Consider the following 22,591-nt stretch of genomic DNA (forward strand, 5'->3'; position numbering starts at 1 on the left):
CTTATCTTATTGTGATTGTAGTGATGATACCGCTTTTTCCATCACTTTGTCAATAGAGTCATTGATAACCAGATCTGCCTTTCCGTCGGCAGGGGTAGAGCTTTTATTGATCAGTACCAGATGTTTCCCATGGAAATAATTGATCAGACCGGCAGCGGGATATACCACCAGAGAGGTACCTCCAATGATCAGGGTGTCAGCTGCCTGAATGGCCTCGATGGATCTGGTGATCACAGTATCGTCAAGTCCTTCCTCGTAAAGGACTACATCCGGTTTGATCAGGGCATGGCATTTCGGACAGAGAGGAACGCCCTCTGACTGTAAAATGAAATCAGCATCATAAAATTCATGACAACGGGTACAGTAATTACGAAGGACAGAGCCGTGAAGCTCGTAAACCACTTTGCTTCCTGCCGCCTGATGAAGACCGTCAATGTTCTGGGTGACGATGGCCTTCAGCTTGCCCATATCTTCCAGCTTGGCAAGAGCTATGTGACAGGCGTTTGGCTTGGCATCCGGGTAAACGAGATTCTTTTTATAAAAGGCGAAGAATTCTTCCGGATAGCGGACAAAAAAAGTGTGGGATACTAACTGCTCCGGGGTAAAATTCTGTCCCAGCTTTTTGCTGTATAGTCCGTTGGAGCTGCGGAAATCCGGAATATTGGATGCTGTGGAAACACCGGCACCGCCAAAGAAAACGATGTTATCGCTTTCCTGTAAAATATTTGTAAGCTGTGATATTTTTTCGTCCATCAGCAAGTCTCCTTTCAATTGGATGATCAAATCAACGAGAACTGCGAAGCAATTCTTGGAGGGGAAAACACAGGCTTTGCCCTTTTTTAGTGTAGCATATTTGAAAGTGAAATAAAATGGTTGCATTTTTTAAAAATTGTGATATTCTAATAAAAGATAATACGTTGAAGAGACGAGTACATGGCGTGCGTGATTCCAGAGAGAGGCAGACCGGATATACCGGTTGCTGTGACTGCCTCATTCACAAAGCGATGGAAGACCAGCTCTGAGTGGCTTTAATCCAGCCCGGCCGACACCGTTACCGTCACAATGAAGGTGAGATCAGATATGATCCATAGCAGGATTATTTGAATCGATCCGGCGTATATGACCGGAGGGATTATGATAAAGCTTTTTGGCAATTTGATCCCACGAACGAGGGTGGAACCGCGTATGAATTTACGCCCCTTCTGACATGGTATGTCAGAGGGGGCTTTTTTGTTTGGATTTTACCAGGAAACTTATGGTCTTCTTCTGACAAGGATTCAAAGACGGATCTGTGGCGGGCGCTGCGTCGGGATTCGTAAAATGCGGCAGCGCAGAAAAGAGGGAAATCATGAAAGTAACATTAAAAGATGGCTCCTTTAAGGAGTATGACCAGCCAATGTCCATCTACGATATCGCTCTTGATATCAGTGAGGGACTGGCACGCGTAGCATGTGTGGGAGAGATTGATGGAGAGACAAAGGATCTTCGTACTATTGTAGACAAGGATTGTACCTTAAATATTCTGACCTTTGATTCCGATGCAGGAAAGAAAGCATATCGTCATACCTGTGCCCATGTTCTGGCTCAGGCTGTGAAGAATCTTTATCCGGACGCAAAGCTGACCATCGGACCGGCTATTGACAATGGATATTATTATGATTTTGATATGCCAAGCCTTGACCGTGATGCTCTGGATGCCATTGAGAAGGAAATGAAGAAGATCATCAAAAAGGGAGACCGTCTGGAGCGTTATACTCTGTCAAAGGATGAGGCGATCAAGCTTATGACAGAGAGAGATGAGCCGTATAAAGTAGAAATGATCAAGGAGCATCCGGATACCGATGAACTGAGTTTCTATCAGCAGGGTGATTTCATTGAGTTTTGTGCGGGACCACATCTGATGAGTACAAAGCCGATCAAGGCATTTAAGCTGACTGCTTCTTCCGGAGCATACTGGAGAGGAGACGAGCACAATAAGATGCTCACCAGAATTTATGGTACTGCTTATACGAAGAAAGCCGATCTGGAGGAATATCTGGAGTATCTGGCAGATATTAAGAACCGTGACCACAATAAGCTTGGCCGTGATATGGATCTGTTTACTACCGTTGACGTGATTGGTCAGGGACTTCCGCTGTTCATGCCAAAGGGAACGAAGATGATCCAGAAGCTGCAGCGCTGGATCGAGGATCTGGAGGATAATGAGTGGGGCTATGTTCGTACCCGTACCCCTCTGATGGCAAAATCAGATCTTTATAAGATTTCGGATCACTGGGGTCATTATAAAGAGGGAATGTTCCTCCTGGGAGAGGATGATGAGGACGAGAATGGAAACAGCATTTCTGGCCGCGATATTTTTGCGCTTCGTCCAATGACCTGTCCGTTCCAGTATTATGTATATAAGGCACGCCAGAAGTCATACCGTGACCTTCCTTATCGTATGGGTGAGACATCGACTCTCTTCCGTAACGAGGATTCCGGTGAGATGCACGGTCTGACCCGTGTCCGTCAGTTTACGATCTCTGAGGGACATCTGATCTGTACACCGGAGCAGATTGCCGACGAGTTTAAGAATTGTGTCCGCCTGGCAAAATATTGTCTGGAGACACTGGGACTGGAGGAAGATGTTACCTATCGTATGTCCAAGTGGGATCCGGAGCATCCGGACAAGTATCTTGGTGATGCTGAGGAATGGGATCGTGTAGAAGGTGCGATGCGTGAGATCCTGGATGATATCGGTATGAAATATACAGAGGAGGCAGGAGAGGCTGCGTTCTACGGTCCAAAGCTTGATATTCAGGCAAAGAATGTGTACGGAAAAGAGGACACCATGATCACGATCCAGCTGGATATGTTCCTGGCCGAGCGTTTTGATATGTATTATATTGATCAGAACGGTGACAAGAAGCGTCCTTATATTATCCACAGAACATCTCTCGGATGCTATGAGCGTACTCTTGCATGGCTGATCGAGAAGTATGCAGGCAAATTCCCGACATGGCTTTGTCCGGAGCAGGTTCGTGTGCTTCCGATTTCTGACAAGTATATGGACTATGCCCAGAGTGTACTGGCAGAGCTGAAGAAGAACGGCATCGATGCTACAGTAGACGGACGTTCTGAGAAGATTGGTTATAAGATCCGTGAGGCACGTATGGATAAGCTTCCGTATATGCTGGTTGTCGGCGGCAAGGAGGAAGAGGCAGGTCTTGTTTCTGTCCGCAGCCGTTTTGCCGGAGATGAGGGTCAGAAGCCTCTGGCAGATTTCATCAATGATATCTGTCAGGAGATCCGTACCAAGGAGATTCGCAAGGAGCTTCCGGAGGACGAGAAGAAATAAGCAATAATAAAAGTATATAACGAGAGGGAGCAGATCAACAGAATGGTCTGCTCCCTCTTAATATTTTCTGCAATTTTGCCGATGTACATAACAGAGTATTCGTTGATGAAGCAAACGAAACAAACAGACTGGAAAGGTGAGCGAAACATGAATGTAAATGATATCATAGCACAGACCGCCAATGTCAGCAGAAGGAAGACGGCATTTGGTTCAGATTCCTTTTTGCAGATTGGCAGACGGGGTCAGGTGGTGCAGGGAGTGATCTCCGGGGTATCGGACAAGGTTTCCATCAGCTTTAAGGGCGCAGAGGTTTCAGTCCCTGCGTCGTCAGTACAAAATGCCACGGAAGGCGAAACGAGAAATTTTAAGATCATGGAAGTGTCAAAGGAAAGGATTGTACTGAAAGAGGTTGGAAGAGCGGACTCTTCAGAGAGCAGGGCGATGATCGCAACAACGGTCAGCGCATCCTCCTATTCTTTTTCTGATCATCTGAATGACAGCGGAAAAGTTTCCGGGGCAAAGCAGCAGGCAGGACAAAATATTGCCGTGCTGACAGGAGAAGATTATCAGAATATAGAATCAGAGCAGGGAGCTCTGGAGGAATATAAAGCGTCGGCACTTGACCGGACCATTGAACGCCATAAGGAGAATCGTCAGTGGCAGAAGGAGAATGTACAAAAAAATATCGAGAACAGTAAGGAATACCGGGAAACCATCAAAAATCTGCAGGAACAGGGAGTAACACAGCTTATGGATCCGGCACAGATTGAAAACGCTTTAAGGGAAGCGGATCTGCCGGTAACAAAGGCTAATGTAGCGAGGGTAGCATCTGCGGTTCAGATGACCACGATTCTGCCGGAGCTGTCACAGGATGCCGAGGCTTATATTTTGGAGAATCAGATGGCGCCTACCATTGAAAATTTGTATCATGGACAGTATTCTGCGTCGGGAGCACTGGATATTTCAGTAGTAGATGAAGAGGTATGGCAGCAGCTTCAGGGACAGATTACCGGACTTTTACAGGAAAATGGTATTTCCGTGGATGAAGCGGTGCTGGCAGATGCCAAATGGCTGTTTGCCAATGAAATTGCAGTGACACCGGAAAATATCAATGTCATGCAGGTGATGAGGGACATTTCAGAAAATATGACACCGGAGAAAGTGTTAGATCAGATCATATATGCGATGCAGACAGGGGCGTCACCGGAGCAGGCATCACTGGATGACCGACAGATCGTTATTGCGATAGATGCCTTGCAGACTCTGGAGGAGATCACTCCGGAGGATGTGGAAAATACTGTGCGAAATGTCGGACAGAGTGAAGTGACAATGCAACAGTTGAAACAGTCAGTAGATGTCCGGAATAGTGGACAGAGTGAAAGAAAAGACCCGGACAATGTTACAGAAGCTTCTGAAGCGCAGCAGAATGGAGGCTCTCAAACAGATAATCGGCCAATTTTTTCGGAAATGATTACCGTGACACAGCGTCAGCTGGAGGAACTGCGGCTGCGAATGACACTTCCGGCTGCCGTAAGAATGGCGCAGAAGGGAATTGATATACAGGTCACTCCGCTAAAGGCACTGGTAGAAGAACTGAGACAGCAGGAGCAGAAGGACTATCAGGAGATTCTGCCGGATATGAAACTGGATGAGTCACAGTGGGATCGGGTGCAGGACAGCATTGCCCGGGCGGAGGATATCCGGAAAGCACCTGCATCGATACTTGGCATTGGTGCCAGACAGCATGAGCTTCTGACGATGAACGTCCTTCACCGCGCGGCGGTCAGCACCGCAGCACAGACAAGACAGTATCAGACAGATTATGAGGCGGTGGGGACACAGGTTCGAACTGATCTGGGAGATTCGCTCCAGAAGGCGTTTCAGAATGTACCGGAGCTTTTAGATAGTCTTGGTATGGAAGATACACAGGCGAATCAGAGAGCTGTCCGTATTTTGGGATATAACAGTCTGGAAATTACCGAACAGAACATAACGAAAGTGAAGGAACTGGATGCGCAGGTAAATTCCGTGTTAGACCATATGAAGCCGACTCTGGTGATGAAGCTGGTACAGCAGGGAGAGAATCCATTGGATCTGCCGCTGGATGAATTGGATCAAAGACTGGCGAAACTTGCGGATGAGCAGGATATCTCATCGGAGGAAAAATACAGCCGTTATCTTTGGCGACTGGAACAGGAACAGGGGCTGACAAAGCAGGAAAGAGACGGGTATATCGGTCTTTTCCGTCTCATGCATCAGGTGGAGGATTCGGATGGGGCAGCCATTGGAAGTGTAATGGAGGCCGGCTGGGAGATGAATCTTCGCAGTTTATTAAAAGCAGTACGGACGCAAAAACGAAAAGGCGTGGACACCCGCATCGATGATGATTTTGGTGGTTTGTCCGATTTACGGTATACTTCCAAAAATATTACACAACAGATTGATAATGCGTTTTCCGGCAAAGAATTTTCCGGAGACTCTTCTTCAGATAGTACACGGCAATATTATGAACGCTTAAGCAGGCAGATAATGAACGAAATGGAACCGGCAGCGCTGCGAGAGATAAGCGATGGGGATATGGAACAGCTGTTGGATCATTCGTTGGAGCGTCTGCAGGAGCAGCTGAAACAGGCAGAGGGAAGCCGGGAGACGCAGCAGCGTTTGTATGAACAGCTTGCCTCACAGCTTCGGGAGACTGTGGAACAGAGTCAGGAAAGCATCCGGTATCTGGAGCAGATGGGGCTTCCGGATACGATTAACAATATTCAGGCAGCACATCAATTGATCTGTCAGAATTATGACGTATATCATGAGATCCACGAGCGGCGACGGGATGTGTCCGGGGACGAACAGGATGAGCTTCGTCAGAGTATGGAGGAAATCCCTGATTCGCTGGATCAGGAGGATATGCTGCTTCAGAGTTATGACCGGCTTGGCCAAAGCATGGAAAAGATACTGGAACATTCTTATGAAAAAGAAATGATCACCAGTGATGAGCTTCGGGGATTGAAACAGCTTCGTACCGGTATGATCTTTCAGAGCAGCAGAGCCGGCAGATACAGCTATGATGTGCCGGTTGTGACGGGGGATCAGGTTACCACTATGAATGTTACCCTGATTCAGGGAGAAGAGGATACCGGCAGAGTGCAGATCTATATGGACAATATATCGGCGGAGTTTCGTGTTCAGCAGGGAGAGATCAAGGGACTTGTCTTGTGTGATGACCGGGAGGGATATGACACACTTTCCGGAGATGGGGAGAAGCTTACCCAGGCATTACAGCAGGATGGTTACAATGTAAAAAATATATCCTACAGCATGAACCACAGATCCCGTGTGGAAGCAATGACGGCAAAGGCAGGAGAAAAGGTACCGTCCTCTTCTCTGTACCGGATAGCCAAAACCGTAGTACGTTATGTAATGGATACGATGAAGCAGGATGACACTGACTTATAGAAAAGAGGTAAAATATGAGAATTAATCACAATATTTCAGCACAGATGGCAAATGTAAATTTAAAGAGAACGGATTCCCGTCTTTCCTCCAGTCTGGAGAGACTGAGTTCCGGTTACAAGATCAATAAGGCGGCGGATGATTCGGCAGGAATGGCCATTACCAATAAAATGAGGGCACAGATCCGTGCACTGGATCAGGCATCCCGCAACTCACAGGATGGACAGTCGATTATTGAAACCGCTGAGGGAGCGATGGGGGAGATTGAAACTATTCTTCAGAGAGTCAGAGAGCTGGCAGTGCAGACGGCAAATGATACCTATGCACTGGAGGATCGCGAGGCTGTTCAGAAAGAAGTGGATGAGCTTCTGGACGAAGTAGATCGTATTGCGACGACCACGGAGTTCAACGGAACAGCATTGTTGGATGGTTCTGCAGCCCGTACCTTTGGAAGCAGTAACATTGATATTAAACCGGTCTATACCTCTATGAGTGTTGAGAAGGGAGATTATAAGCTGACGGTGGATCAGGTGGCAGAACCGGCAGAGCTCACTGTTCCGCTGCCGTCTGTGCCGGGCAGTATCGAATTAAATAAGACATTAATTGAATTTCCGGCAACCATGAATGATGATGCCGTTGCAGAGAAGCTTCAGGCTGCCTGTGACGCCATGAATATTGACATGGAGAGAAACGGCGGGTCTGTTACATTTAAAACAAGAGCCACAGGAAGTCTGGAAAAGATTACATATTCTGATGGTACGGGAGAGAAGGTTGCGAATGGAAAAGAGGCCAAAATCACATTTCAGGATGGTTTTAGCAGTACTGCAACCTATTCCAGTGATGGAAATCTGGTAACAATCCGTGATAATGAAGGCTTTGAGATGCAGATCGAGACAAATGCGGTAGGAGATGCAGATTTAAGAATTTTTGACGCAGGGTATATGACAGTACAGATCGGAGCCAATGAGTCACAGACACTGAATATGAATTTTCCGGAGGTATCCTGCCTGAATCTGGGACTGCGTTCTTCCGATGGAAATGACAAGATCAATCTGTGTACTCAATACAGCTCAGAGAATGCACTGAACAGTATGGACCGGGCAATCAAAAAGGTATCCGGAGCCAGATCGACACTTGGTTCTTATCAGAATCGTCTGGAGACAACGACTTCCAGTCTGGACCTCAGCAGCCAGAATATTACAGAGGCAATGTCACGGATCAGCGATACGGATATGGCAGATGAGATGACAAAATATACACAGTATGAGGTGCTTTCCCAGGCGGCAACATCTATGCTTGCACAGGCAAATAACAGACCACAGCAGATCATGTCATTATTGCAGTAATGATAATGGCGAAAGCGAATGGAATCCGCTATGCCAATATTGTATCTGCGGCTCAATGGGAATGGGCTGGGAAAGGAATGCTGGATTAGTATGGACAAAGAAAATAAAAAAATATATACGACACGGATCAGTCAGGCAAACCGCAGCGAGCTGGTGGTGATCATATATGAACTGATGCTGGAAAGCCTTGCAGAGGCAGGTCAGGCATTTGAAAAAGAGGATTTTGATACTGCAGATGTGGAATTAAAACGGGTACAAGGCTTCCTTTGTGAATTAAGGGGCAGTCTTGACTTTCAGTTCCCTGTATCTTATCGTCTGGCTTCGTTATATCGATATGTGAATGAACAACTGGTAAAATCAATCACACGAAAGAAAAATGTTGGGCTGGCTTCCTGTGAGCGGGTGCTTCAAGGATTGAAAGAAAGCTTTGAGGAGATTGCCAAACAGGATACGTCGGGACCGGTCATGGAAAACAGCCAGCAGGTGTATGCCGGACTGACCTACGGTAAAGGCAGTCTCAATGAGGTCGCGATTGATCCCGGAACACTTGGGAGAGGATTTCAGGTATAGTGAAACATCATAAATATATGAGAAAGGCATAAATGAAATATGGAAAAGAAAAATTTTTTAGATGACAGAGGAGCCGGAGTATTGCTGCCCATCAGCAGTCTGCCTTCTGCGTATGGTATTGGTACATTGGGTGAGGAAGCATACCATTTTGTGGACAGACTGGTAAAAGCAGGACAGAAATACTGGCAGGTACTTCCGGCAGGACCTACAAGTTTTGGGGATAGTCCGTACCAATCCTTCTCTGCTTTTGCAGGCAATCCGTATTTTATTGATCTGGATACCCTGATTCAGGAGGGACTTCTGACGATTCAGGAGGTAGAAAGTGAGGAGTGGGGAGAGGATCCGGAGGACATAGATTATGCCATTCTCTTTCAAAACCGTTTTAAGGTGCTGAAAAAAGCATATAATCGAAGCAAGCATCAGGAAGAATCTTCATATCGTACCTTCTGCCGTCAAAATACTTACTGGCTCGCAGACTATTGTCTGTATATGGCATTAAAGTTTGAAAATGACAATAAGGAATGGCAGCTTTGGGAGGAGGATATTCGATTCCGTCAGAAGGATGCAGTGAAAAAATGGCAGAAAAAGCTGGCAGACGAAATCGCTTTCTGGGAGTTTTGTCAGTATAAGTTTTATCAGCAGTGGAACCGACTTAAAAAGTATGCCCACAAGAAAAAGATTCGTTTGATCGGAGATATTCCGCTGTACGTTTCTATGGACAGTGCCGATGTATGGGCACATTCGGATCTTTTTGAACTGGATGAGAGAAAGAAACCCATCAATATTGCGGGAGTACCGCCAGATTGTTTTTCGGCAGACGGACAGCGCTGGGGTAATCCGCTTTACGACTGGAAAGCAATGGAAAAAGATCATTTCCGCTGGTGGTATAAGCGCATGGAAGCAAATGCAAAGCTGTATGATGTGATCCGTATTGACCATTTTATCGGGATTGTAAATTTCTGGTCCATTCCGGCATCCTGCCCGACAGCGGTAGATGGCAAATGGAGAAAAGGACCGGGCAAAAAGCTTACGGATGTGATCAAAGAGGCAACAAAAGGAACCGATATTATTGCCGAGGATCTGGGTGTGGTTGGACCGAATGTACGGAAGCTGATACAAAAGACAGGCTGGCCGGGGATGAAGATTCTGGAGTTTGCATTTGATGGCGCGGCAGATAATGAATATCTGCCACATAATTATAAAGATCCCAACTGTCTTGTATATGGTGGAACTCATGACAATGAAACGATCATGGGATTTTATGGAGTTAAAAAGAAAAAAGAATTGAAATATGTGATGGATTATCTACAGGTAAAGAAAAAAAAGCAGATTCCTATGGAGATGATCCGGCTGGGATATGGGAGCATTGCCAATACTGCAATTTTCCAGATGCAGGATATCCTCGGACTGGATAATCGTGCCCGGATGAACCTGCCTTCGACGGTGGGAACAAACTGGCGCTGGCGTATGCTTCCGGGAGCATTTACCAGGGAGCATTGCCGTTATCTGAAAAAGCTGTGCCGGATTTATAATCGTTAATATCTGTACGAAAAATAGTACAAGCCACTTGATCAACAGGTGCCCGGATGTTGATCAGGTGGCTTATTTTAATATTTTGGGAAATAAGTAATACCAGATGATTTCGTTTATAATTATTATCTGACTGCTGCTTTGATCTGAGCCGCAAGCTCTGCCGCATTTTCCTCCGGTGTACCGGGTTCCCAGGAGATATTGACGGTGTCGCCCTTGTAACGTGGAATCAGATGCACATGGAGATGAAAGACCGTCTGACCGGCGGCTTCTCCGTTATTCTGGAGTACATTGATGCCGTCACAGTGGAGTACCTCCTTCATCGCTTTGGCGCATTTGCGGGCTACCTTGAAAAGCTTTTCTGCATCTTCGTCCTCTAGCTCAAAGAGATCTGCTGCGTGATTTTTGGGAAGGATCACAGCATGTCCCCTGGAAGCCGGATTGATATCAAGCATAACCTTAAAATCGTCATCCTCATAGATTGTGGTGGAAGGAATCTCTCCCTTGTTGATCTTACAGAAAATACAATCGTCTACCATTTTTTTACTCATAATATTTTACCTCTTTTCTTTTTGATTAAGCCCGCTGAAAAGGAAAAACCGTGTCAAATGTACGGATCTGTTTGAAATCACCCTTTGCAGATACGGCACCAGAGAGAAATGCATTATGCATGGTAATCTCACCGTTCATAAGCTGTTTTACTGTTTGGTGATTTATTTTAATCTGGACATTAGCAGAAGGGTTTTCTTTATTACGGCATTCCAGATGTTCGTTATCAATCTCAAGGGAAAGAATTCTTCCGTCCTCAAACTGGAGATTATAACATACGTGCAACGGTGTCACAGCTTGAAAATGCTCCTTCAAAAATGAAGCAAATGGATCTTCCGAGATATCTGACGGTGTGGTCTCCGTTTCTTCTGCATCATCTCCCAGAAGCCCCTTAAACATACTGGTGAGTTCCTCGATATCCTCTTTTTGTTTCTGAACGTAATTGGTGTCGGAAACATACATAGATAACTGCTCACTTTCCTGAGGGGTCAGGTGCATGGTTTTGGGCTGAAGTACATTTTCGCAGATGGAATTGGTACTGGATGGAAACATCGTTATCTTTTTGGAGAAGGAACGGTAAAAGCTCTCAGCTTTTTTCTCGATCAGAAGAGCATAGTCCGGATTGGTTTCAAACTCCGTATAATCCTCCACATAAGCACAGATTCCTTCACAGGGAATGCCTCCAAGTATTTCCCATGCCTGAACCAGCGTCTGGTATGCCGTTTTCTCTCCGGCAGCTGTCGCCGTGACCAGTGGGAACATATAGAGATTTTGGATGCGGTCCCGGTCACCGTACAGCCAGCAGGCGTCCAGAAACTGCTGGAGCAGACCGCCAATGCCAAGCCATTCTACAGAAGCGGCAAGAATGACGCCGTCTGCCTCCTTCAGTGTTTTGGGGAGTACGGAAATACCGCGTTTATCCTCATATAAATTATATTTTTTTACATCAATGTTCAGCTCGTTAAGAACCTCTGTGAGTTTATTCATTACATAGATGGTGGGATCCTCAATGAGTCCGCGGCCACCATAATAAATATTGATTCGCTGCATATATTTCCTCATTTCCTAATTATTTCCAGAGAGAGCCGGATCCGAAGGAATCCTTTGTTTGCTGTCTCTGCTTACGGATGCCAACCAGAAGACCCAGGAGAAGTCCTCCTAAGAAGCCTCCGAGATGGGCTGCATTATCCACACCCTGATCCGTCAGACCACTGTACAGGCTCAGGAAAGCAGCAAATATCATCTGGCGGTAATCAATTTCAATTTCCTTACGGTGAAAAAGTACCAGTGCAAGAAGACCTCCGGTAATACCAAAAATCGCACCGGATGCTCCAATGGATAATGTGTTTATTCCTAATAGCATATTATAAACCATAGACGTAAAGCCTGCAATAATTCCTGAAGAAAAATAAAGGATCAGAAAGCGGGGAGTGCCAATGTGCTGTTCAAGAAAGCTTCCCATAAAAAAAAGGCAGAGCATATTGTTAAAAATATGATCAATTCCTCCATGGAGAAACATGCAGGTCAGTACACGGTAATATTCATGCCGGTAAAAAAAATGATACCAGGAGAGGCATCCCTTGTCGATCCAGACGTCCTCCCCGCCGATCATACCGGAAATATCTGTCTTCAAGAAGATAATTACATTGATCAGGATCAGAATAGCGGTGGCAGAGTGCAGATAACGATGGATATCGCTGTCATCATTTTCGGAGACGTCTTCTGTCATATCATTGTCTGTATATGGTTCCATATCATCGTATCCTTTCTGTTTTTTTCTATTGTAGTCATAAAGAACAGAAAGGTCAAATGGATTGACATTTTCCTTAAATGTGTGTAATATGAAAACGGTTTTCAAATATGACAAATAACTCCCCCCTGGAGGCTTTGGGGTGGGAGCCGGAAAATTCTTTTATGAGGGAATGGAGTGAATTAAGTGAATAAAGGAAAACATTATCATACAAAACAGCAAAAGATCATTCTGGAATATCTGATGACAGGGGGAGAACGTTATGTGACCGTGAGCCAGATTGCTGCTCATCTGAAGGAGCAGGGACAGTCGGTTGGTCTCACGACGATCTACCGTCATTTGGACAAATTTGAGCAGGAAGGCCTTGTCCATAAGATTGTATTGGATGGCAACAGCGGGGCACACTATCAGTATACCGGAGAGGATGAGGGATCGTTTTTACTGAAATGCGAAAATTGTGGCAATATGATCCCCATGGCCTGCAGCCATATGGAGGAGTTATATGATCATGTGCTGGAGGAACACAGCTTTCAGGTAAATCCTCACAGAACGATGTTTTATGGTATGTGTAATGAATGTATGGAGAGAAAAAACAAAAATGAGAATTAAAAGAACAGATAAAAAAACAACAGGAATGTTTTTATGGAAGATAGTGGCATGTTTTAGTGCCGTCATGCTGGTTGTCAGCGGATGCAGCATTTCCGCAGGCACAGACCAGACATCCGGGCAAAATAAAAAGGACAGCAAGGTTAAAGTGGTAGCAACATTATTTCCATATTATGATTTTGCCAGACAGGTGGCAGGCAAATATGCCGATGTGTCTCTGATCCTGCCGGCCGGGATGGACACCCATTCCTTTGAACCGACGGCATCGGATATGATTCAGATGGGACAGGCCGATCTGATTTTGTATAATGGCGGTGAAAATGAGCAATGGGTTGGACAGGTATTAGAGTCTGCGGATAATAAAGGCATTGTGGCAGATGAGATGATGCGGCATGTGGATACTCTTGTGGAAGAGCATGTCGAAGGGATGCAGGAGGAAAAGGGTGAGGAACATGATCACGAAGAACATGGCACAGAAGATTCGGATCATATCGCATCTGAAAAGGAAGAGCACGATCATGAAACAGACGAAGCTTCTGATGCGTCAGGTGAGATAGATGAACATATCTGGACTTCCCCGGTAAATGCACAGAAGATCGTGGCACAGGTTGCGAAGGATCTGGCAGAGGTGGACCCGGAGCATCAGGAACAATATCAGAAAAATGCGGACAAATATATTAAAAAGCTGCAGACGCTGGATAAGGATATCCGGCAGGTGACAAGCCGGGCGAAGCACAAATATCTTGCATTTGCGGATCGTTTTCCACTGCGGTATTTTGTGGAGGAATATGGTCTTGATTATACGGCAGCATTTGCGGGCTGCAGCAGTGATACGGAGCCAAGTGCGGAGACGATCACATATCTCACACGTCAGGTGAAAGAACGGAAGCTTCCGGTGGTATTAAAGATTGAACTGACAAGTGATAAGGTGGCGAAGGCAGTAGCGGAAGCAACATCCACGAAGGAGCACGAGGTAAAGGTGGAGACCTTTTATACCTGCCACAATGTTACAAGGCAGCAGTTTGACGCAGGAGAAACCTACGTGAGTCTGATGGAAAAAAATGTAAAGGTATTGAGGGATGCATTAGAAGGTTAAAAATATGGATCTATGTCAGGCTTAAATAATAAAAAAAGGTTCATAACAGACAGAAAATTTTTTGATGAAAAACAAAATATCCGAAAAAATTTGGCAAATTTTCATTCGTCTTGACAAGCCCGAAAAACCGGCATACACTTTGGGTGAATCATAAAAATACTTGTTGTAATATCAACAGACGGACAGCAATGGAGCTTTCAAAAGCTCTATTGCTGTCTTTTTTATTTTAGAAATGAAATGGAGGAAAAACGATGAAAACTTTAGGATATTATAATGGAAAATTTGGAGAGCTTGAGGAAATGAGTATTCCCATGAATGACCGTGTCTGCTGGTTTGGTGATGGAGTATATGATGCCGGTCCATGCAGAAACTACAAGATTTTTGCAATCGATGAACACATTGACCGCTTTTTTAACAGTGCCGGATTATTGGACATTGAAATGCCGGTTACAAAACAGGAGCTGAAGGAGCTGCTTCAGGAAATGGTTCAGAAAATGGACACCGGTGATCTGTTTGTTTATTATCAGGTGACCAGGGGAACCGGTATCCGAAATCACGTCTTCCCGGAGGGAAAAGCAAATCTTTGGATCATGTTAAAGCCTGATACGGTAGATGCCGGAGACAAACCGATCAAACTGATCACAACACCGGATACCCGGTTTTTCCATTGCAATATCAAGACTTTAAATCTGATTCCATCCGTCATGGCAGCAGAAAAGGCAAAGAAGGCAGGGGCAGATGAGACTGTATTATACAGGCCAGGAAAACGCGTGACAGAGTGTGCACACAGTAACTGCCATATCATTAAGGATGGAAAGCTGATCACAGCACCAACAGATAATCTGATCCTTCCGGGGATAGGAAGAGCACATTTGATAAGAATGTGTAAAAAACTGGAAATTCCGGTCAGTGAGACTCCTTACACCTTGGAAGAGATGTTTGCAGCAGATGAGATTCTTGTGACAAGCTCCAGCAAGCTTTGTTTATGTGCGGATGAGCTGGATGGAAAACCGGTTGGCGGTAAGGCAACGGAGCTTGTAAACAAACTTCGACAGGCACTTTTAAAGGAATATATGGATGCAACGGAATAAGAAAAGAGGGATGTAGGATTATTATGGATATAAAGGTAATGCCGGCAGGTGACAGCGCACTGGTGGCGGAATTTGGAACGTCGGTAGATGAAGAAGTCAACGAGAAAGTACATGCTCTGGCGAAGAAAATACGCCGGGAGAATATTCCCGGAATTACGGAGATGGTTCCTACTTTTCGCTCTCTGATGATTTATTACGATATGCTCCGGATATCTTATTCCAGACTTTCCATGATAATCTCTGTCCTTGGCAGAGAATTGAAAACAGACACGGCGGTACATAAAAGAATTATTCGGATTCCGTGCTGTTATGGTGCAAGGTTTGGCGTGGATTTATCGGGAATGGAACAATTAACAGGTCTTTCCAGACAGGAAATCATAGAGCTTCATAGCGGGACAGATTACAAAATATATATGCTGGGATTTTTGCCTGGGTTTGTGTATTTAGGCGGGTTGGATAAACGTCTGGAGGTTCCGCGTCTTGATACACCACGGGTCAAAATTGGCAAGGGAGCGGTTGGAATTGGTGGTGATCAGACAGGAATTTATCCCATGGATTCCCCCGGAGGCTGGCGTCTGATCGGAGGAACTCCGGTAGATCTTTATGATCCGCACCGGGAGGATCCTGTTCTTTTTAAGGCCGGAGAATATATACGTTTTGTGCCAATTTCTATTATGGATTATTACGATATACGACAGGAGATTTTAAAGGGAACATATTCACTTGATGTAATACAGGAGTAAAAGGAGCGATTATGGCAGTTGAGGTTATTATTCCGGGGATGCTGACCACTGTACAGGATTTAGGACGGTACGGGTATCAGCAGTCAGGTATGACCTGTTCCGGTGTTATGGATCAGCAGGCGTACAGAAAAGCGAATTATCTGGTGGGAAACCCAGAGACTGCAGCAGTTTTGGAATTTACGGTATATGGTGGCAGCTACAGGTTCACGCAGGATACCGTCTTTGCACTCACAGGAGCTGATATGGGGGCTGAGATAGGGGAACAGCCGGTGGAAACAAACCGGGCCGTTACAGCGAAGCAGGGAGACGTTCTGAATCTGGGGATGGCGTCCAGGGGATGTCGGACGTATCTTGCTGTATCCGGTGGATTTTTGGTTCCATTGATTATGGGAAGCTATGCCACAAATATACGATGTAAAATGGGCGGCTTTCATGGGAGAAAATTGAAACGGGGAGATGTGCTGGAAATTGGACAGAATAGTGTGTCGTTTTCCAAAATTAAAAATCGGAAAGTAAGTATCCCGGAGTATTCGGGCGAGGTGGAAGTACGGGTGATTCCGGGTCCCCAGGAAGAAATGTTTACCCAGAAGGGGCTGCATACTTTTTATTCCGGGTACTATCGGGTGCAGGAGGATAGTGACCGTATGGGCTACCGGCTGGATGGCAGCATGATTGAGAGCAAAAATGGTACAGACATTGTATCCGATGGAATCACCTTTGGTTCCATTCAGGTTCCGGCAAGCGGAAAACCGATCATTCTGATGGCGGATCATCAGACAACGGGAGGTTACGCCAAGATTGGTACCGTATGCCGGATGGATCTTAGTAAGGTTGCACAGTGTAAGCCGGGGGATCGGATCCACTTTAAAAAAATAGATGTAGATAAGGCACAGAAGCTGTACAAAGAAATGATATCAAAAGAATGTTTTTAGAAGAGACGTCAAAAAAATGATGATATGGAAGGATGCGGGTTAATGATGGATTATTTTTATGCAAAACCAAAGGACATAAGAAACAGGATTGCAGCGCAGGAAATTACCGGACCAACGGCTGGTATGTGTGCAGGATATGCACAGGCCAATCTGGTTATTTTGCCAAAGAAATATGCGTATGATTTTCTGCTGTTTACCCAGAGAAATCCCCGGTCCTGCCCGTTGCTTGAAGTGGGGGATATGGGAGATCCTTTTTTGAAAACAATGGCACCCGGTTGCGATATTACAAAGGAGATTCCCAAATACCGCATTTATAAAAATGGAGAGCTTCAGGGGGAATATTCGGAAATATCGAGTTTTTGGAGAGAAGATCTGGTGAGCTTTCTGATCGGATGCAGCTTTTCCTTTGAGGCAGAGATGCTGGAGACCGGCATACCTGTCCGTCATATTGAAGAAAAGTGTAATGTTCCAATGTACAAAACCAATATTCCATGTCAGTCTGCAGGAGTGTTTCGGGGAAATATGGTGGTCAGCATGCGGCCGATACCGTATCAACAGGTGTCGAAGGCTGTTATGGTAACCGGGGCAATGCCCCGGGTTCACGGGGCTCCGGTTCATATTGGAGCACCGGAGCAGATTGGGATCAGTGATCTGGACCGGCCGGATTTTGGGGATATGGTTACAATCCGGCCGGGAGAAGTGCCGGTATTCTGGCCATGTGGCGTGACACCGCAAAATGTCATTATGGAATCAAAGCCGGATTTCTGTATCACCCATGCGCCGGGACATATGCTGATCACAGATGTTAGAAATATTGAATTGAAGTATGGATCAGATTAGGAGGGATCGTGGATGAAAATGGTAGATTTAAATTGTGATCTGGGTGAGAGCTTTGGAAATTATAAGATTGGAATGGATGAGCAGGTATTGCCATGGATCACATCGGCAAATATTGCATGCGGCTTCCACGCATCGGATCCGGTGATCATGGACAAAACTGTCCGGATGGCGGCAGAATGTGGCGTTAAGATTGGAGCACATCCGGGATATCAGGATCTGGCAGGGTTTGGAAGACGTAATATGAAGGTCGCTCCCGCAGAGGTCACGGATCTCATTATATACCAGATTGGAGCATTAAAAGCGTTCTGTGCAGCGTATGGCGTCAAGATGCAGCATGTAAAGCCCCATGGTGCATTATATAATATGGCCGATAAGGATGAGGAGCTTGCCATGGCAGTCTGCAGGGGAATCCGGGCAGTGGATGAGGAGTTGATCCTGTTGGGACCCGGCAGTGGAAAAATGGTTCAGGCAGCCCAAAAATCAGGGCTGAAAACAGCAGGAGAGGTATTTGCCGACAGGGCCTATATGGAGGATGGTTCGTTAGTGCCGAGAACACAGCCGGGAGCAATGATTGAAGAGGAAGAAGAAGCAATCGAACGTGTACTGAAAATGGTACAGACGGGGACTGTTACTGCCATAACAGGGAAAGAAATACCGGTGAAAGCAGACTCTGTCTGTGTTCATGGGGATGGAGAGAAAGCATTGTTGTTTGTACAAAAAATAAAAAAGGCATTGGATGAAGCAGGCATTGCAACAGCACCAATGAGCCGGGTGATTGGAGAATGTTATGAATAAAGGGACACCGGAGGAAGTGACGTTACGTTATTCCAAACGGGGAATGACACTGTTAAAAGAATATCTGCAGAAAGATTATTGTAAAATGGCAGCAGAGAAGCTGCTTCAGGCACCAAAGGGTAATGTACTGATCACAACAGGTTTTTATGTTGCCGGATATGCGGAAACGGACGGACCCATTGGGACACTGGCTGTGGCAAAAGCACTGGAGGGATTAGGCTATCATGGGATTGTGATTACAGACAAATATTGTGAAGGTTTCTTTGAATTAAAAAATATTTCTGTGGAGTATGTTGCGATCGATGCAGATCAGTCTGTTTATGAGGAGATTCTTGAAAAATACCGGCCGGTATACATGATCTCTATTGAGAGGTGTGGTCATAATCTGGAAAACGAATATGCCAATATGCGGGGAGACAGTATAACCGGACAGACGGCATGTATTGATACTTTATTTGAACTGGCTGCCGAAAAGAAAATCCCAACAATTGGAGTAGGGGACGGAGGAAATGAGATTGGCATGGGAAATGTCAGACAGGTGATTTTGGAAAAACTTGAATTAAATCCATGTGTCGTTACCGTGGATGATCTGATCATTGCTACCACATCCAATTGGGGGGCATATGCGCTTGCAGCTTATATGGCGAAGCTTTCCGGAAGGCCGGTATTTATTACTTATGAAGAGATCGAGGAATATATGGCACAGATCGTGGCACTGGGATGTGTTGATGGTGTTACGAAACAAAGGAAAATGGGAACGGACGGATTTAGTATGGAGATAGAAAAAGAAATCATTACCTCCCTGAAGGAGGCAATCGCCTGAAACTTTATGCAGAATCCTTTGGAAGTACATGATAAATATTTTTGGTGGTTTTCAAGACAAAATGAGTGCAGGTATTATCGACACCGGGATGATTTTTGATGATCTGATGAAGCTGCTCCAGATGCTTTGAGCAGCGGCAGCTGATTTTTATGAGATAATCAAAATTCCCGGTAAGATAATAGCAGGAAACCACATAGGGGATCTGATTGACGAAGGACACAAAATCTTCAGTGTACTGTGGATGCTCCAGACGCACTTCGATGAGCGCAGTAAGATCGTTACCCAGACTGTTCTCATCGATCAGAGTGGTGTATCCCTGAATGATCCCCTCCTTTTCCATATGGTGGATACGCTCAATAACGGAAGAAACAGACAGATGTATTTCCTTACTGATATTGGAAGCTTTTTCACGGGCATTTTTCTTCAGGATTTCAAGAATTTTGTAGTCGATCGGATCCATATGCGATACCTCCTGTTTCTGATTTTTGTTAAAAGGATTTTCTGTATACAGTATACACTATATAACGTTTTCATCAAAAAGAAAATAGCAATTCTTCAAAATTTTTTGATTTAAACAAAAGAAAATAAGTTTTAAAATAATTATGATAAAATGTGTTTACAATAGAAAAATACAGTTGTATACTGTATACAAAATGCTGAAAAGTTATAGAAATAAAATCTGATATGACACAATTCGTCAGCAGATTAAAGGGGAGAGAAAATGAACGCAGGGATTGTATTAAAGCAGATGGTTGTTATATTTCTGCTGATTTTGGTGGGATACATTTTACAGAAAAAGAAGCTTGTGACACAGAAGGATGGCGCATGCTTATCAAAGCTGATCGTAGAGGTTTTTAATCCGGCAATCATCGTCAGCAGTGTGATCGGAAGTTCCAACAATGGGGAAGAAAATATTACAGGTACCGTTTTTCTGGCAGCCGTTTTATTTCTTGTATTGATTCTTCTGGCAGTGCCCATATCAAAGATATTTGCAGGAGGCTGTGAAGAAAAGAAGATATATTCTTTAATCTTTGTATTTTCCAATCTCGGTTTTATCGGGATACCGGTCGTACAGTCCATATTTGGCAAAGGGGCATTGATCTATGTAGCGATATTTATTCTGGAGTATAATATTCTTTTATATACATATGGTTATCTGCTGGTTATGCCTTCTGACAGCAAGTTTCATCCGGGAAGTTTAAAATCGCTTCTTAATATGGGAACATTGTCCTGTCTGCTGGCATTACTTATCTTTGTCTGTCATATCCGGCTTCCGTATATCTTAGGAACAACCATAACCTATCTTGGAAATGTGGCGACACCTCTGGCGCTGATCGTCATTGGCATATCCATAGGACAGCAGGAGCATTTATACCGTATTTTCTGTCAGTGGAAGCTGTATCTTTTTTTGATCGTCAAGATGATCCTCGTACCGCTTTTTATGGCGGTGGTATTAAAAAGGTTACCCATATCAGAGGAGCTTGCCCAGGTCAGTGTCATTCTGATGGCAATGCCGGTGGGAAGCATGACGGTACTTTTATTAAAAGAAAATCATATGAAAGAGACATTATGTTCTGACAGTATTATTTTATCTTCTTTATTATCTATAGTTTCTATCCCGTTTTTAGTATATTGTTATCGTCTTTTCTAAATATTATTAGGAAAATGATATGTAAATTGACAGAAAAAGAAAAAAACTGTATACTGTATACAAGCAAAGCCGCACCGGACATTGCTTAATATAAAATGCGAAGGGGAGGAATAAATATGCAGGAAAGATATGTTATTACGATCACGAGACAGTTTGGCAGCTTAGGACGTCCCATTGCCAGGGAAATGGCAAAGATGCTTGATATCGATTATTATGACAGAGACATTGTGGAAATGGCGGCAAAAGAGATGCAGCAGCCGGTATCCGTTGTCAGTGATATTGAGGAGAGCGGGAACAGTCTTTTATCTAAGATGCGTTTTCCACTTGGTACCGGAGAGCGCAGCATGCAGGACCGGTTATTTCAGATCCAGCAAAAAATAATTACGGATATTGTTGACAGAGAATCGTGTATTATTGTTGGACGATGTTCGGATTATATTCTGCGGAATTATAAGAACTGTATTAATGTGTATATTTATGCTCCGTTTGAGGCGAGATATCATAATTGTGTCAATAGCTTAAATATGAATCCAAAAGAAGCGAAGCGGATGATTCAGGAGGTAGACCGGGCCAGACTGCAGTATCACAAGAGATATGCAAAATATGAGCCGCAGGATATCAATTACAAAGATATTCTCATCAACAGCAGTCTGCTGGGAGTGGATGGAACCGCAGAATATCTGGTGGATATGGTAAAAAAGAAATTTGACTGGTTGTTTTAAAATATAGTATTATAGGTATAATTGGAAAAGGAGATTATATATGAGCACAGATAAAAAGAAAAAGATAGTAAAACCAGTCACTTTGTCGGAGCAGGCATACGCCATCATTAAAGATGAAATTATTACAAATCAGATTAAGCCGGGAGATCTGTTGACGGAGGAGCAGTTATCAGAAAGGCTGTCCATCAGCCGTACGCCGATCCGGTCTGCTTTAAAGCAGCTTGTCATGGAGCATCTGGCAGAAGTAAATGAAAACAAGATCGTAACGGTTTCCAATGTGACAAGTCAGGATATTTCCAATGTTCTGGTGGTTCGCTGCAGTCTGGAACCTCTTGCCGTTTCTTTGTTAGAGGGAAAGATTGGAACGAAACAGATCAAGGAATTAAACAAAATCATGAAAAAATTGACGCAGGCCAAAAATCATCAGGTTTTTCTGGATGCAGAGTATGATTTCCATCTGGCGTTTGCCAGATATGCCGGCAACACTTTTTTATATGATATGATTGAAAAGATCAATATGGTCTGTAAACGTTACTTAGTTCTTTCGGGTACTTTGGATAAATATACACCAACGGCATTAGAGGAGCATCAAAGAATTGTTGATCTGTTAGAGCAAAATAAGATTAAAGAAGCTTCCGAGGCAATGTATGAGCATGTAAAAAATGCAGGAGAAAGAATGTTACTTTCTTGATAAAATATATTGACAATCCATACAAAAGGTGTATACTGTATACAGATAACAAAGGCGCTATCACTT

21 protein-coding genes are annotated in these 22,591 nt (G+C 44.5%); 16 read left to right on the forward strand and 5 right to left on the reverse strand.

Annotated elements, in window-relative coordinates; all coding sequences use genetic code 11:
• Positions 1-6: 6 nt before the first annotated feature.
• Positions 7-753: an NAD-dependent protein deacylase gene (locus H8704_RS08870; RefSeq protein WP_249298022.1), complete on the reverse strand. Its 747-nt coding sequence runs from the start codon at positions 751-753 to the stop codon at positions 7-9.
• A gap of 595 nt (positions 754-1,348) precedes the next feature.
• Between H8704_RS08870 and thrS the strand changes: the two genes are divergently transcribed.
• The 5 genes from thrS (at position 1,349) to malQ (ending at position 10,245) form a co-directional block, all read left to right on the forward strand.
• Positions 1,349-3,337 carry a threonine--tRNA ligase gene (thrS, locus tag H8704_RS08875; RefSeq protein ID WP_249298023.1) on the forward strand — a complete coding sequence of 663 codons (1,989 nt, stop codon included), beginning with the start codon at positions 1,349-1,351 and terminating at the stop codon, positions 3,335-3,337.
• A gap of 147 nt (positions 3,338-3,484) precedes the next feature.
• On the forward strand, positions 3,485-6,793 hold the full coding sequence (locus H8704_RS08880; protein WP_249298024.1) for a DUF6240 domain-containing protein: 3,309 nt from the start codon (positions 3,485-3,487) through the stop codon (positions 6,791-6,793).
• Positions 6,794-6,807: 14 nt separating this feature from the next.
• On the forward strand, positions 6,808-8,136 hold the full coding sequence (locus tag H8704_RS08885; RefSeq protein WP_249298025.1) for a flagellin N-terminal helical domain-containing protein: 1,329 nt from the start codon (positions 6,808-6,810) through the stop codon (positions 8,134-8,136).
• Positions 8,137-8,166: 30 nt separating this feature from the next.
• On the forward strand, positions 8,167-8,706 hold the full coding sequence (locus tag H8704_RS08890) for a flagellar export chaperone FliS (RefSeq protein WP_182439789.1): 540 nt from the start codon (positions 8,167-8,169) through the stop codon (positions 8,704-8,706).
• A gap of 39 nt (positions 8,707-8,745) precedes the next feature.
• Positions 8,746-10,245: a 4-alpha-glucanotransferase gene (gene malQ / locus H8704_RS08895; RefSeq protein WP_249298026.1), complete on the forward strand. Its 1,500-nt coding sequence runs from the start codon at positions 8,746-8,748 to the stop codon at positions 10,243-10,245.
• A 116-nt stretch (positions 10,246-10,361) separates the two neighbouring features.
• Here malQ and H8704_RS08900 read toward each other — a convergent pair whose 3' ends face one another.
• Genes H8704_RS08900 through H8704_RS08910 form a run of 3 tightly spaced genes read right to left on the reverse strand, consistent with a single transcriptional unit; the run spans position 10,362 to position 12,538 of the window.
• A complete protein-coding gene (locus H8704_RS08900) occupies positions 10,362-10,787 on the reverse strand; it encodes an HIT family protein (RefSeq protein WP_022465333.1) in 426 nt (141 codons plus the stop codon).
• Between the two features lie 25 nt (positions 10,788-10,812).
• Positions 10,813-11,835: an SCP2 sterol-binding domain-containing protein gene (locus H8704_RS08905; RefSeq protein WP_249298027.1), complete on the reverse strand. Its 1,023-nt coding sequence runs from the start codon at positions 11,833-11,835 to the stop codon at positions 10,813-10,815.
• Between the two features lie 19 nt (positions 11,836-11,854).
• Positions 11,855-12,538 carry a rhomboid family intramembrane serine protease gene (locus tag H8704_RS08910; RefSeq protein WP_249298028.1) on the reverse strand — a complete coding sequence of 228 codons (684 nt, stop codon included), beginning with the start codon at positions 12,536-12,538 and terminating at the stop codon, positions 11,855-11,857.
• A gap of 183 nt (positions 12,539-12,721) precedes the next feature.
• On the opposite strand from H8704_RS08910, the gene H8704_RS08915 reads away from it, so the two are divergent.
• The 8 genes from H8704_RS08915 (at position 12,722) to H8704_RS08950 (ending at position 19,461) form a co-directional block, all read left to right on the forward strand.
• Positions 12,722-13,144, forward strand: a complete 423-nt coding sequence (locus tag H8704_RS08915; RefSeq protein ID WP_022465330.1) for a Fur family transcriptional regulator — start codon at positions 12,722-12,724, stop codon at positions 13,142-13,144.
• Positions 13,134-14,237 (forward strand): metal ABC transporter substrate-binding protein, encoded by a 1,104-nt coding sequence (locus H8704_RS08920; protein WP_249298029.1) that lies wholly within the window; start codon positions 13,134-13,136, stop codon positions 14,235-14,237. The genes H8704_RS08915 and H8704_RS08920 overlap by 11 nt, the downstream gene beginning before the upstream one ends.
• A gap of 251 nt (positions 14,238-14,488) precedes the next feature.
• Positions 14,489-15,328, forward strand: coding sequence for an aminotransferase class IV (locus tag H8704_RS08925; RefSeq protein WP_022465328.1), 840 nt, complete (start codon positions 14,489-14,491; stop codon positions 15,326-15,328).
• A gap of 23 nt (positions 15,329-15,351) precedes the next feature.
• Positions 15,352-16,071: a 5-oxoprolinase subunit PxpB gene (gene pxpB, locus H8704_RS08930; RefSeq protein WP_022465327.1), complete on the forward strand. Its 720-nt coding sequence runs from the start codon at positions 15,352-15,354 to the stop codon at positions 16,069-16,071.
• 11 nt (positions 16,072-16,082) lie between these two features.
• The gene (locus H8704_RS08935; RefSeq protein ID WP_249298030.1) at positions 16,083-17,003 is read left to right on the forward strand and encodes a 5-oxoprolinase subunit C family protein; all 921 of its coding nucleotides are present in this window, start codon (positions 16,083-16,085) and stop codon (positions 17,001-17,003) included.
• Between the two features lie 42 nt (positions 17,004-17,045).
• Positions 17,046-17,843 carry a putative hydro-lyase gene (locus tag H8704_RS08940; protein WP_330605911.1) on the forward strand — a complete coding sequence of 266 codons (798 nt, stop codon included), beginning with the start codon at positions 17,046-17,048 and terminating at the stop codon, positions 17,841-17,843.
• 12 nt (positions 17,844-17,855) lie between these two features.
• On the forward strand, positions 17,856-18,638 hold the full coding sequence (locus H8704_RS08945; RefSeq protein ID WP_249298031.1) for a LamB/YcsF family protein: 783 nt from the start codon (positions 17,856-17,858) through the stop codon (positions 18,636-18,638).
• On the forward strand, positions 18,631-19,461 hold the full coding sequence (locus H8704_RS08950; protein WP_249298032.1) for a DUF4392 domain-containing protein: 831 nt from the start codon (positions 18,631-18,633) through the stop codon (positions 19,459-19,461). Before H8704_RS08945 ends, H8704_RS08950 begins: the two co-directional genes overlap by 8 nt.
• Positions 19,462-19,465: 4 nt before the next feature.
• On the opposite strand, the gene H8704_RS08955 is transcribed toward H8704_RS08950, so the two are convergent.
• Positions 19,466-19,921: an Lrp/AsnC family transcriptional regulator gene (locus tag H8704_RS08955; protein WP_022465322.1), complete on the reverse strand. Its 456-nt coding sequence runs from the start codon at positions 19,919-19,921 to the stop codon at positions 19,466-19,468.
• A 261-nt stretch (positions 19,922-20,182) separates the two neighbouring features.
• Between H8704_RS08955 and H8704_RS08960 the strand changes: the two genes are divergently transcribed.
• From H8704_RS08960 to H8704_RS08970, 3 genes are all read left to right on the forward strand, one after another.
• Positions 20,183-21,112: an AEC family transporter gene (locus H8704_RS08960; protein ID WP_249298033.1), complete on the forward strand. Its 930-nt coding sequence runs from the start codon at positions 20,183-20,185 to the stop codon at positions 21,110-21,112.
• Positions 21,113-21,228: 116 nt separating this feature from the next.
• Entirely contained in the window at positions 21,229-21,834 is a 606-nt protein-coding gene (locus tag H8704_RS08965) for a cytidylate kinase-like family protein (protein WP_249298034.1), read from the forward strand.
• Positions 21,835-21,874: 40 nt separating this feature from the next.
• Positions 21,875-22,525, forward strand: a complete 651-nt coding sequence (locus H8704_RS08970) for a GntR family transcriptional regulator (RefSeq protein WP_249298035.1) — start codon at positions 21,875-21,877, stop codon at positions 22,523-22,525.
• Positions 22,526-22,591: the final 66 nt, after the last annotated feature.

Origin of the sequence: Jutongia huaianensis, from assembly GCF_014384985.1 — a bacterium.
GTDB lineage: Bacteria > Bacillota > Clostridia > Lachnospirales > Lachnospiraceae > Jutongia > Jutongia huaianensis.